6 protein-coding genes are annotated in these 13,634 nt (G+C 72.1%); 5 read left to right on the top strand and 1 reads right to left on the bottom strand.

Annotation, left to right across the window (positions count from 1 at the left end; genetic code table 11):
- The first annotated feature begins 7 nt into the window (after positions 1 to 7).
- From GWK61_RS45400 to GWK61_RS45380, 5 genes are read left to right on the top strand one after another with little or no spacing between them, the layout of a single operon-like run.
- Positions 8 to 430, top strand: a complete 423-nt coding sequence (locus tag GWK61_RS45400; RefSeq protein ID WP_194918891.1) for a GPW/gp25 family protein — start codon at positions 8 to 10, stop codon at positions 428 to 430.
- Positions 427 to 3,654 (top strand): putative baseplate assembly protein, encoded by a 3,228-nt coding sequence (locus GWK61_RS45395; protein WP_228564019.1) that lies wholly within the window; start codon positions 427 to 429, stop codon positions 3,652 to 3,654. Before GWK61_RS45400 ends, GWK61_RS45395 begins: the two co-directional genes overlap by 4 nt.
- Before the next feature lie 13 nt (positions 3,655 to 3,667).
- A complete protein-coding gene (locus GWK61_RS45390; RefSeq protein WP_194918887.1) occupies positions 3,668 to 7,792 on the top strand; it encodes a putative baseplate assembly protein in 4,125 nt (1,374 codons plus the stop codon).
- Positions 7,789 to 10,065, top strand: a complete 2,277-nt coding sequence (locus GWK61_RS45385; protein WP_194918886.1) for a hypothetical protein — start codon at positions 7,789 to 7,791, stop codon at positions 10,063 to 10,065. Before GWK61_RS45390 ends, GWK61_RS45385 begins: the two co-directional genes overlap by 4 nt.
- 19 nt (positions 10,066 to 10,084) lie before the next feature.
- Positions 10,085 to 11,566 carry a DUF6519 domain-containing protein gene (locus tag GWK61_RS45380; protein WP_194918884.1) on the top strand — a complete coding sequence of 494 codons (1,482 nt, stop codon included), beginning with the start codon at positions 10,085 to 10,087 and terminating at the stop codon, positions 11,564 to 11,566.
- A 15-nt stretch (positions 11,567 to 11,581) separates the two neighbouring features.
- Here the strand turns inward: GWK61_RS45380 and mgtA are convergent.
- The coding region (mgtA, locus tag GWK61_RS45375) for a magnesium-translocating P-type ATPase (protein ID WP_194918882.1) at positions 11,582 to 13,634 on the bottom strand (2,053 nt) is incomplete at its 5' end.

The following is a 13,634-nucleotide window of genomic DNA, read 5'->3' as shown; positions in this document are numbered from 1 at the left end:
CCCGCCGATGATCTCCCTGCCCTCGCCGCCGACCACCGCGCCCCGCCTGGACATCGCCTTCCCCTTCCGGGTGGACCGCCGCGGCCGCACCGCCGAGTCCGGCTACGACGACCACGTCCGGGAGATGATCGAGCAGCTGCTGTTCACCTCCCCCGGCGAGCGCGTGATGCGCCCGGACTACGGCTGCGGCCTGCTGGACCTGGTCTTCTCGCCGAACAGCCCGGAGCTGGCCTCGGCCCTGACGCTGTCGGTCCAGGCCGCGCTCCAGCGCTGGCTCGGCGACGTCATCGAGATCTTCTCCCTGGCCGTGACCAGCTCCGACAGCACGGTCCAGGTCGATCTCAGCTATCTGATCCGCCCGACCGGCACGGTGGCCACGGAGGTGTTCGTCGCCAGCCCGACCGGCAGCAGCACGGGGAGCACGCCATGACCGTGATGAACGGAACCGGAACCGGGGCGCCGGACCAGCAGTGCCTGAGCGACACCCGCCGGGCCAAGGTCCGCCAGGAGCGGCGGATGGGCCTGGACGGCGTCGAGGTCGACGACACCGGCCGCGTCCTCAGTGTCCTGATGCTGGGCAAGGCGCCCGCCGATCTGGACCCGAGCAACATCCGCATCGACGGCGGCCGCCGCGTCACCGGCATCCGGGTGCTGGACGTCCAGATCGAGCGCGCCGACGACCCGGAGGTGGACGACGAGATCGTGGTCGAGGTGGACCGCCCCGGCGACGGCTCGACCTACACCATGTCGATCGTCCAGACCGATCCCGACGGCCACCCCGGCACCGCGCCCTACCCGGGCTTCGACCCGCGCTACAACTCCGCGGACTTCAGTTTCCGGCAGTCCTGCCCGACCGACTTCGACTGCGCCGAGACCGAAGCCTGCCCGCCGGCGGTACACCCGCAGCCGGCCATCGACTACACCACCCGCGACTACAACTCGATCCGGCAGCAGCTGCTGGACCGGATGTCGCTGACCGTCCCGGACTGGATCGAGCGGCACGCCCCGGACCTCGGCGTCACGCTGGTCGAGGTGCTGGCCTACGTCGGCGACCAGCTCAGCTACGAGCAGGACGCGGTGGCCACCGAGGCCTACCTGGCCACCGCCCGGCTGCGCACCTCGGTGCGCCGCCACGTCCGGCTCATCGACTACGCGATGCACGACGGCTGCAACTCCCGCACCTTCGTCGTGGTCGAGGCCGCCGCCCCGACCGACCTGCCGCCGGGCACGTTCCGCTTCGCCGCGATCGACACCAGCCGGCTCCAGGTCCAGGACCGGCCCGATCTGCCGGTGGTGCTCGACGACGACCGGCTCAACACCCTGCCGCCGAACGTCGGCATCGAGGTCTTCGAGCCGCTGGCGCCGCATCACCTGACGCTGCACCCGGCGCGCAACACCATCTCGTTCTGGACCTGGGGCGAGGAACAGTGCTCGCTGCCGACCGGAGCGACCTCGGCGACGCTGGTCGACACCTGGGCCGGCGGCAAGGACGGCGAGGAGAACCGGCCGCGCGAGCTGAACCTCACGCCGGGCCACATCCTGCTGCTGGAGGAAGTGCTGGGCCCACAGACCGGGGCCGCGGCCGACGCCGACCCGACGCACCGCCAGGCCATCCGGCTGACCTCGGTGACGCCCGGGATCGACCCGCTGTATCAGCAGCCTGTCGTCGAGGTGACCTGGGACGACCAGGACGCGCTGACCTTCCCGCTGTGCCTGTCCGCGATCGGCGGCCCGGACTGCGCGCTGCTGACCGACGTCAGCGTCGCGCGCGGCAACGTCATGCTGGTCGACCACGGCCGCTCGATCACGTTCTGCGGCGGCGGCCCCGAGCAGTTCGCGATCCCGCCGGACCGGGCGGTCGCAGACGGATGTCAGCCTCCTGTGTTCGGCTGCGCGGACCCGCAGAGCGGCAACGCCCCGGTCCAGGCCATCCACGACCTGCTGGACGCCGCGCGCAAGGGCGTCCAGCTCTCCCCCGACCAGGTCCGCGACCTGCGCGTGGCGGTCGGGCCGGACGAGGTCCTGCGCGCCGGGCTGACGATCATCCTGGCCCCGGACCTGACCACCGAGCAGGTCGAACCGCCGGACGCGGGATCGCAGGCCGCGGTGCTGGAGACGCTGCTGGCGCAGGTCACCTACCCGGCGATAGCGGTGAAGTTCACCCCGACGCTGCGCTACGCGCCGGTGACCCAGGCAGTCGCTTATCCGACCCCTGACACGATCGCCGAGGGCCAGGCGACGCTGCTGGCCGCGCTGCCGGGCCGCGTCCAGGACTTCATCCAACAGCTGTGGCTCAACGCCCGCGCCGGAGACGGTCCCACCCGCGACCAGATCAATGAGCTGATCGTGCTCTTCGGCGCCGAGGTGATCGAGAAGCTGCACCTCCAGCACCATCCCGCCCGGGCTCTGCAAGAACTGCTCGCGCGCAGCCGGCACCTGCTGGCCGACAAGATCTGCCGCCTGGAGATCCTGATCCACCGCGCCGACGGCGGCACCGTCCTCGGCCCGGATGTCGAATACGAGATCACCCACAGCTGGGGCGGCGTCTACGCCGAAGGGCTCGACGTCCACGACCCGCGGCTGTTCGGCCCGGCCTCGATCGCCACGGTCCAGGACCCGCGCGCCGCGCTCCCCGAGGCCTCGGCGACCGCCGCGACCGCCGGCGAGACCCCGTGGCTGCCCGAGCGGGACCTGCTCTCCTCCGGTCCGACCGACCGCAACTACGTCGGCGAGACCGGCGACGATGGACGCCTCACGCTGCGCTTCGGCGACGGCGTGCACGGCGCGCCGCCCCCGGCCGGGGACACACTGCTGGTGGCGTACCGCGTGGGCAACGGCCGCGAGGGCAACGTCGGCGCCGAGGCGATCAACCATCTGATCGTCTGCCCTCCTCAGCCCCCTGATGCGGCCAAGACCGCCACGGCGCGCTCGAAGCGCAACCAGCCGGACCCGGAGGCCGTGCTCGCGGTGCGCAACCCGCTGCCGGCGGTCGGCGGCACCGATCCGGAGCCCCTGGACCAGGTACGGCAGCAGGCTCCGCTGGCGCCGCGCGACATCCGACTGCGTGCGGTCACCGCCGCGGACTACGCCGAGCTGGCCGCCGCGGTGCCGGGGGTGGAGCGCGCCGCCGCCGAGATCCGCTGGACCGGCGCCGGGCAGGAGGCGCACGTCGCGATCGAGCCGGCGGTCGGCGAGACGCCGTCGCAGCGGCTGCTGGCCACGGTGGAGCGCACGTTGCGGAACTACCGCAGGATCGGCCACGACCTGAGCGTCGGCGGCGCGGACCTGGTCCCGCTGGACCTCGCGATCTCGGTGTGCGTGGCCACGGGTTACCAGAAGGGCCACCTGCTGGCGCTGATCCGCCGCGTGCTGGGCACCGGCACGCGTCCCGACGGCTCGCCGGCGTTCTTCAGCTCCGCCGCGCTGGCCTTCGGCGACCCGGTGCGAGTCAGCAGCCTGACGGCGGTCGTCGCCGGGCTGCCGGGTGTGGTGAGCGCGCAGGTGACGCTGCTCAAGCGGATGTTCGAGCCCGATCAGGGCGCGCTGGCGACGGGGGTGCTGCCGATGGGGCCGCTGGAGATCGCGCAGTGCGACAACGACGCCGACCGGCCCGAGAACGGCCGCCTGCGGCTGACTCTCACCGGCGGAAAGTGAAGGAGGGGACACCATGACGTCGTCGTCCGGCTGTCCGACGAACTGCGGCTGCGCCGGCTGCCGCACCGGAACCGCGCTGGAGACACCGGCCGCGGTCTTCAACCCGCCGGGACAGAGCGCGCTGACCTTCCGGGTCGGCACGCACGGCCAGTTCCTGTCCTCGTTGCGGGCCCGGCTGTCCAGCCCGGCGTATCCGGCGCTGTCCAAGCTGACCGTCCGCAGCACCGACGACCCGGCGATCGCCTTGCTCGACGCCTGGGCCGTGCTCGGGGACCTGCTCAGCTTCTACTCCGAACGGATCGCGGACGAGGGGTATCTGCGCACTGCGACGCAGAACGCCTCGATCCAGATGCTCGGCGGCCTGGTCGGCTACCGGCCGCGGCCGGGGGTGGCCGGCGGGACGGCGCTGGCCTTCACCATCGACCCGCCGCAGAACCCCGGCGGCGACACGGTGGCGCTGCTGCCGGCCGGCACGCGCGCGCAGAGCGTGCCGATCCCGGGGCACGACTCACAGTACTTCGAGATCGGCGACAACCTGACAGCCCGGTCCTCGCTGAACCAACTCAGCGTGCTGACCCGGCTGCCGTACCAGCTCACGGCCGCCGAGGCACAGAAGCGCGCGCAGATCTTCCTGTCCGGCACCGCCAACAACGTCAAGGCCGGCGACCAGCTGCTGTTCGTCTTCAGCTCCGACAAGGCCGCGCAGAACCAGCGGATCCTGCTTCAGGTACCCGGCGTCACGATCGACCAGGCGAACGCGATCACGGTGGTCGGGCTGCCCGGCCCGGCGCAGCCGAACCTCAAGGATCTGACATCCGAGCTGCAGAACTGTCTGGGGCTGGTGAGCGAGCCGCCCAGCCCGGCCCCCGTCCCGAAGGTCCCGCCGTTCAGCGCGCTGGCGGCCCGCTTCGACGCCGAGGTGTTGCAGGCGACGTTGAACCCGACCGGCGGCTTCACCTCGCCGGCGGATTTGGCGGCCGCGTGCGAGCAAGTCCGGCAGCGTGCGGTGGAGACGCTGGTCCTGGCCCAGCAGTATCCGAAGGTCAGCGACTGGCTGCGCGCCTGGGTCGACGAGTTGGCCGGCCTGCGCGACCGGGGTCTGGCCCTGGAGCCGCCGCAGCCTGCGAGCAGCGGGACCGGGCAGGGTTCCGGCGATCCGGCGCTGGCGGGTCTGGCCGGCATCTTCGCCGCGCTGCACACCACGCCGAACCCGCCGCCGCCGTCGGCCCGCGACCTGCCGCTGGACCCGAGATCGCTGTACGCGATCGGCTCCGACCTCGGCCCGCAGCTGCTCGCCGCGCTGGATCCGCAGGTCAGCTCAGGGCTCTACCAAGCCTGGCAGCACACGTCGGTGAGCGCGCCGTCGGCGTTGCAGCAGTTGCAGGCGATGCGCGTCGTGGCGACGCCGTTCGGGGCGACCGCGCCATTGGTCGCGAACCTCGACCCGCACAGCGGGCAGGTCAACGGCTACACGGACTGGCCGCTGGCCGGCACCAAGGAAATCAGTCTCCTGCTGAGCTACGACGCCAGCACGGGCACGGTCCAGAAGCAGGCCGACTTCACCTACCTGGAGGGCGGGCCCAACACCGCCACCCTCGACCTGCCGACCGCGACCACCACCCGGCAGGTGGGGCCGATGTCGGTGACGGTGACCAGCTATCCGACGCCGGGGCAGACGCCGCCCCACACGCCGACTGCACCGGCCGCACCAAGCGCCCCGACCCAGACCCCTGCGACGTCCGAGGCACCAACGGCATCGGCTCACGAATCAGCGGCCTGGCACCTGCACCTGCCGGGGCACCACGAAGCTGCCGCAGCGCAGACACCGGCGCAGACCACCGTGCAGACCACCCTGCAGACCGCAGCCGCGCAGACGTCGGGTCAGGGCTCCGGTCAGGGCTCGGGCCCGACCCCCGACGCCGCCCCGGCCCCTGCGCACGAGGCGGGCCTGCTGGTCGCCTACCAGGACCAGTTCGACGGCTGGACCGTGTTCGTCGGCCTGCCGGTCGAGGACGACGGCACGACCGTCGGCGCCGACGGCAAGGTGCACGTCCTCGTCACCAGCGGCCAGAGCAGCGACACCAAGGAGTTCCAGCTCGCCCCGGGCGACAAGCCGGCCACCTCGCTGCTCGACGGCATCTCGGTCGCCGCCTCGCGCGCCGCGAGCGGCGCCAGCACGCAGACCGTCAGCGTCGCCCTGACCACGCCGTCCTCGACGCCGTCGAAGAACCGGATCTGGCTGGACTCGACCTACGACGGCATCGCGGTCGGCAGCTGGGTGGTGATCGACCGGCCGAGCAAGCAGGCCGCGGCGGCGCTGGCCGCCGGCCTGGTGGCCGCGGCCGGCCCGACCGGGCAGGTGTCCCGCGCGGTGTCCGCGATGTCGGCGGCGGCGATGCGGCCGGACCCGGCCGGCACCTCGCTGGCCCGGGTGATCACCCGGGTCACGGCCGTGCGGGTGCAGGCCCGCGCCGACTTCGGGATCGCCGGCAAAGTCACCCAGCTGGACCTGGACGACGACTGGCTGGACGACACCGACGTCAACCTGGCCCAGATCCGCGACACCACGGTCTACGCCCGCGGCGAGGCGCTGGCACTGGCCACCGAGCCGGTGCCGGACGACGTCCAGGGCTCCAAGATCGAGCTCGCGCAGCTCTACACCGGTATCACGCCGGGCCGGCTGATCGCGGTCTCCGGCGAGCGCACCGACATCCCGAACACCCCCGGCGTCACCGGCGCGGAGCTGGCCATGGTGGCCGGCGTCGACCAGACCGTCGATCCGAGCCTGCCCGGCGACACCGTTCGCACGACCCTGACACTGGCCTCCGCCCTGGCCTACACCTACAAGCGCGCCACGGTGCAGATCTACGGCAACGTGGCCGCGGCGACCCAGGGCGCCAGCCGCGACGACCCGATCGGCAGCGGCAACGCCGGCACCCCGAACCAGACCTTCAAGCTCTGGCAGGCGCCGCTGACCTGGCTGCCGGCGGGCACCACGCCGTCCGGCGCGGCCAGCACGCTCCAGGTGCGGGTGAACGGGGTGCTGTGGACGGAGGTGGACAGCTTCGCCGGACACGGCCCCGCCGAACGGATCTACACCACTTCCACGGCCAGCGACGGCAAGACGGTCGTGACCTTCGGCGACGGGGTGACCGGCGCGCGCCTGCCCACCGGCACCGAGAATGTCAGGGCCCGCTATCGCGTGGGCCTCGGCCGTTCCGGCGACGTGGAGGCCGGCCAGGTCACGCAGCTGACGACCCGGCCGCTGGGGGTCAGCGCGGTGACGAACCCGGTGGCCGGCACCGGCGGCGCGGACCCGGATCCGCCGGAGCTGGCGCGGTCCAACATCCCGTTGGCGCTGACCGCGCTGGACCGGCTGGTGTCGGTGCCGGACTACGAGGACTTCGCGCGGTCCTACGCGGGCATCGGCCGGGCCGGCGCGCAGCGGCTGTCGGACGGGGCACGGCAGGTGGTGCACGTGACGGTCGCAGGGGTCGATGACAGCCCTCTGCTTCCGGACAACGGGCTGCTGGCCTCGCTGCACGCGGCGCTGTCGGAGTTCGGCGACCCGCAGCTGCCGGTGGACGTGGCGGTGCGCGAGCTGGTGCTGCTGATCGTGGCGCTGTCGGTGAAGCTGACCCCGGACGCGGCGTGGGACCTGGTCGAGCCGGTGTTGCGCAGCACCCTGACGAACCTGTTGTCGGTGTCGAACCGGCAGCTGGGGCAGCCGGCGTACGCCTCGGAGGTGATCGCGGCGGCGCAGGCGGTGCCGGGCGTGGACTACGTGGACCTGCAGGCGTTCACCGGGGTTCCGGGAAGCACGACGCCGCTGGGATTGATCTCGCTGTTCACCAACCTGGCGAATCCGTCCACCTCGGTGCCGTCGGCGCTGGCCGCCTTCGACGAGACCCGGCACACGGTGGCCGCCGACACCGGCGTGGTCGAGACGCTCGGCCAGATCGCCGCCGAGTACGCGATCTCTGTCGACGCGCTGCTGGCGCTGAACCCGGGCCTGCGCGACGTGGTGCTCACGGTCGGCGACTCGATCGTGGTGTTCCGCGGCATCCGGCCGGCGCAGCTCGTGGTGCTCTCCGCTTCCGTGCCCGACACGCTGATCCTGAGGGAGATCACATCATGAGCCGCAGCCCCGACCAGCTGTACGACCTGCTGCCGCGCTGGGACAAGCTGCGCGACGCGCAGGTCGGCGAGCCGCTGCGGGCGCTGCTCGCGGTGATCGCCGAGCAGGTGGACCTGACCCGGACGAACATCGAGCAGCTGTACGCGAACTGGTTCATCGAGACCTGCGACGACTGGGTGGTGCCGTACCTCGGCGACCTGGTCGGCTACCAGATCCTGCCCGGATACGCCGAGGCGCTGTCCGGCGGGGACGGCACGAGCGTGGCCGAGGCGCTGGCCGGGCGGCTCGCGCCGCGCCGGGATGTCGCCGACACCGTGCACGACCGGCGCCGCAAGGGCACGCTGGCGCTGCTGGCCGAAGTGGCCGGCTCGGTGGCGGACTGGCCGGCCAAGGCCGTGGAGTTCGCGCGGATCACCGCGACGACAGCGCCGATCCGCTGGTATGAGGACCCTGCGACCCCTGCGCCGGCGCTGCCCGGCACCGGGTTGTCGGCGGTCGCGGTGCGCGAGCGGCGGGGGCGGCTGGTGGACCTGCGCGACGGTTTGGCGCTGGATCTGCTGGATTCGCCGTTCGACACGATCGCGCACCGCGGCGAGGTGCGGCGCGTGGATTCGGCCTCGCGCGCGCCTGGGGCCGGCCGGTACGCGCCGCCGGAAGTCGGCGTTTTCGTCTGGCGCCTGGCGCCGTTCCCGCTGACGCACGCCCCGGCGCACTGCATCGACCGGGCCCGCAACGAGTACACGTTCTCGATCCTGGGCAACGACACGCAGCTGGTCGTGAACCCGGTGGCCGAGCCTTCGGCGGAGCACAGCGCTGCGATCGACAACGTGCCGACCCGGATCAGCCGCCGGCTGCTGAGCGAGCGCCTGGCCGACCTGTACGGGCCGGGCAAGTCGTTCGCCATCTGGCGCGACGGCGAGACCGATCCGATCCCGCCGGCCAACATCGTGGTCGCGGACCTGTCGCAGTGGACGTACAAGGCCAAGCGCGGCCAGGTGGTGGTGGATCCGGAGACCGGCCGCATGGTGTTCAACGCGCGCAGCGCTCCGCGGCAGGGCGTGTGGGTGACCTACCACTACGCGGCCGTCGAAGGGCTCGGCGGCGGAGAGTATCCGCGGGAGGTGACGACGCCGCAGGACGTGACGCCGTACCGGGTCGGGCCGAGCGAGCGCTTCGAGCGGATCACCGACGCCTTCGAGCAGTGGCGCGCGGACCAGGCGGCCGGGACCGCCGGATCCGACGGCATCATCGAGCTGACGGCCAGCAGCGCCTTCCAGGAGCAGCTCGAATTCGTGCTCGAATACGGCGAGCGGTTCACGCTGCGGGCCGCCGACGGCGCGCGGCCGGTGATCCGGCTGCTGGACTGGTACAGCAACCGGCCCGACGCGCTGGTGGTCCGGGGCCCGGGGTTGGACGCCCCGGAGGCCTCCGATCCGAACCGGGGCACCGACGCGCCGCACGTCGTGCTGGACGGGCTGCTGATCACCGGCCGCGGCGTGCAGGTCAACGGCGACATCGCGACGCTGTCCATCACCGACAGCACGCTGGTCCCGGGCTGGACGCTGGCGCACCACTGCGGGCCGCTGTTCCCGGAGGAGCCGAGCCTGATACTGGAGGCGACGTCGGCGTGCACGCAGATATCCAAGAGCATCCTGGGCTCGATCCTGGTGATCACCGACGAGGTCCGGCACGATCCGCTGCCGATCCACATCGCCGACTCGGTGCTGGACGCGACCGCGCGGGACCTCCCGGCGCTGTCCGGGCCGGACTGCTGCATCGCGTTCGCGGAGCTGCACCTGTACCGGTCCACGGTGATCGGGGAGGTGCACACGCACGCGATTCAGATCGCTGAGAACTCGATCCTGAGCGGGAACGTGAACGTCGCACGGCGCGGCGTGGGGTGCGTGCGGTTCTGCTACGCACCTCAGGGTTCGAGGACGCCGCGGCGCTATGACAGCCAGCCGGATCTGGTGCTGGCGGCGGTCGCCGAGCAGTTGGCGGACGGGCTGCTGACCACCGATCAGGCTGCGGGGTTGCAGCGGACCGAGCCGCTTCGGGTGCGTCCGCTGTTCACGTCGCAGCGTTATGGGACGGCTGCCTACGCGCAGCTGTCGTCCGGGTGCGCGCGCGAGATCGTCCGGGGCGCGGAGGACGGCTCCGAGCTCGGCGTTTACCACAACCTTTACCAGCCCCAGCGCGAGGACAACCTGACCGCGAGGCTCACCGAGTCGACCCCGGCGGGTTTCGACGCCGGCATCATCTACGTTTCGTGACCTCCAGGGGGATGTGACCATGCACGGAGATTTCTCGCGTCTGACGTTCGACGCGGCCAAGCACTACTCGGCGGTCTACGCCCAGCAGGGCCGGGTCCAGCTGGACTCGGACGCCAACGAGCAGCTGCAGATCGACCTGGACACGGCGCGGCGGCTGGCCGCCGCGCTGATCGGCCAGAACGCCGGGCCCAGGGACCACTTCGGGTTCCAGATCGGGTTCGAGATCGACGACAGCGACCACCTGCCGGATCTGACGATCGGGCCCGGCGAGTACTACGTGGACGGGATCCGGAACGACGCCGACCGGCCGGCGCCGGGCACGGCCGTGGTCGACACCACGGTCCGGACCGGGAGCAGCCCGGCGACGTGGAGTTACTACGACCAGCCGGACGCGTTCCGGGATCCGGAGAACCCGGACGACCGGCTGCCGGACTTCCCGTTCGTGGTGTACCTGAAGATGTACGAGCGGCTGGTCGCGGCGGTCGAGGATCCGTCGATGCGGGAGGTCGCGCTGGGCGCGGCGATGCCGGACACCGCGGCCCGGACGAAGGTGTCGTGGCAGGTGCTGGCGGCCTCGGCGGCGGAGGTCGGCGTCGATGGCACCGACGCGAAGTCGGTGCGTGCGGCGTTCGCGACGTGGGCGAAGAATCAGGCCACTGCCGGGGACGCGCTGGCGGCGCGGGCGAAGGTGCCGGCGCGGGTGGAGAACGACCCGTGCCTGTCCTCCCCCGACGCCGCCTTCCGGGGCCGGGAGAACCAGCTGTACCGCGTGGAGATCCACGACGGCGGGCAGCTGCCGGAGACGAACACCGCCAGCAGCGTGGCGATGCGCTCGGCGTTGTCGGCGCCGACGTTCGTGTGGTCGCGGGAGAACGGGTCGGTCGTGTTCGGCATCACCGCGCTGGCCGACCAGTGGGTGACGCTGGACTCGCTGGGGCGCGACGACAAGCTGGCGCTGGACGTCGGCGACTGGGTCGAGGTCGTCGACGACTCCTATGTGGCGCACGGCAGGCCGTTGCCGCTGTTGCAGATCGACGAGATCGACATCCCCGGGCATCGGGTGATGCTGTCGGGGACGCCGGCCGGGAACGTCGGCGCCGACCCGACGCGGCACCCGTACCTGCGGCGCTGGGACCAGACGGCGCCGACCGGGCGCGGGGCGCCGCGGCTGGTCCACGGGGCGATCGAGATCAAGGAGGGGGTGTGGCTGGATCTGGAGAACGGGGTCCAGGTGTACTTCCAGCCCGGCGGCAGCTACCGGACCGGGGACTACTGGACGGTGCCGGCGCGGATCGCGACCGGTGACGTGGTGTGGCCGGCGGACGCGACGGGGAATCCGTTGCTGGAGGCGCCGAACGGGCCTGCCTGGCACTACGCGCCGCTGGCCTACTTGAGCGGGCGGGAGCAGAGTCAGACCACTGATCTACGGATGGTGTTCGCGCCGATGGCGGTCGGACCGGAGACGTTGCCTGCTCAGGAGACGTCGAAGGCTGGGAGTTAGGGCTTTTATTCGCCCTTATTTGGTGCCGCTAAACTTGAGTTTCGCGGCCTGGAGCACGGCGCAGTAGCCGAGCAGGATCAGCGCCAGGAAGGCGAAGTACAGGGCCGGCAGCGTGGTCATCCCCATGCTGCCGGCCAGCATGCTGAACGGCAGGACGAGGCCGACGAGCATCGCCGCGCCGGTCGCGTACAGCACCGGACGGCTGGCGCGCGAGGAGACGAACGGGAGTCTTCGGGTCCTGATGACATGCACCGCGAGCACCTGGGACAGCAGGCCCTCGACGAACCAGCCGGTCTGGAACAGGGAGACGCGGGAGTCGCCGGCGGCCAGCACCCACCCCAGGACGGCCCAGGTGGCCAGGTCGAACAGCGAGCTGAGCGGGCCGACGCGGACCACGAAGCGCCGCAGGGTCCTGCTGTCCCAGCGGCGGGGCCGGGCGATCTCCTCGTCGTCCACGGCGTCCCAGGGCAGCGCGAGCTGGGACAGGTCGTAGAGCAGGTTCTGGACCAGGAGCTGGATCGGGAGCATCGGCAGGAACGGCAGGAAGGCCGCGGCGGCCGTCACCGACAGGACGTTGCCGAAGTTGGAGCTGGTCGCGGCGCGGATGTACTTCAGGGAGTTGGCGAAGGTGCGGCGGCCCTCCTCGACGCCGGCGGCCAGGACGGTGAGGTCCTTGTCCAGGAGGATGACGTCGGCGGTCTCGCGGGCCAGGTCGGTGGCGTCCGGGGCGGTGAGGCCGACGTCGGCGGCGTGCAGGGCCGGGGCGTCGTTGACGCCGTCGCCGAGGTAGCCGACGGTGTGGCCGGCGCGGCGCAGGGCCTCGACGACGCGGGCCTTGGCCAGCGGGTCGGTCTTGGCGAAGACGGTGCTCTCGGCCGCGAGGGCGGTCAGGGCGGCATCTTCGAGGGCTGCCAGGGTGCGGCCGTCGACGACGGTGCCGGGGGCTATGCCGACCTCGCGGCAGACGCGGGCCGCGGCGGCGGGTTCGTCGCCGGTGATGACCTTGACCACGACGCCGCGATCGGCGAGTTCTTTGAGTGCGGCGACGGCCGAGTCCTTGGCGGGGTCGGTGAAGCCGAGGAGGCCCACGAGGGTGAGGTCGGACTCGTCGGCGACGGTGTAGGGGCTCGGCCGCGCGCCTTTCGTCGGGACGGTGCGGACGGCGACGGCGAGCAGCCGCAGCCCGGCGTCGCGGTCGGCGGCGGCGACCTTGTCGATGCGGGCGCGCAGGTCGGGGTCGAGGGGGACGACGCGGCCGTCGTCGAGGACTGAGGTGCAGCAGTCGAGGACTTCCTCGACGGAGCCTTTGGTGACGATGAGGTGGTCGGGTTCGAAGCCGCCATCCGTCGCGGCGACCACCACGCTCATGCGGCGGCGGCTGAAGTCGAAGGGGATCTCGTCGACCTTGCGCCAGGCGGGATCGGGCGGGCTGTTCGGGCTGTTCGGGCTGGTCAGGCTGTTCGGGCTGTTCGGGCTCAGGGCTTCGGCGTGGGCGACGACGGCCTCGTCGAGGGGATTGCGCCAGCCGGCCTGGAAGTGGCTGTTGAGGGCGGCGTAGTCGAGGACGGCGACGTCGGCGCGGCCGAAGGCATCGGTGTGGCGGTCGAGGGTGGGCGTGCCCTCGGTGAGGGTGCCGGTCTTGTCGACGCAGAGCACATCCATGGCGCCGAGGTCCTGGATCGCCGGCAGCCGCTTGACGACGACGCGACGCCGCGCCATCGCGACCGCGCCGCGCGCCAGGGTGGTGGTCACGACGACCGGCAGCATCTCGGGCGTGATACCGACGGCGACCGCGACCGAGAACAGGAAGGCCCGATGCCAGCTGCCGGAGGCCACCCCGCTGACCACGAAGACCAGCGGCGCCAGCACCAGCATGAAGCGCAGCAGCATCCAGCTGACCGAGGCGACGCCGCGATCGAAGGCGCTGGCGGGCCGCCCGCGCTCCAGCTCACGCCCGAGGTCGGCGAGGTAGGTGCGGGCCCCGGTGGCGATGACGACCGCGGTGGCGGTGCCGGAGAGGACGTGGGTGCCGGCGAGGCAGAGGGCGGGGTGGTCGGAGGCGGAGGGT

This window comes from Catenulispora rubra (genome assembly GCF_015356825.1).
GTDB lineage: Bacteria > Actinomycetota > Actinomycetes > Streptomycetales > Catenulisporaceae > Catenulispora > Catenulispora rubra.
This window is presented reverse-complemented; position numbering and strand designations above follow the sequence as displayed.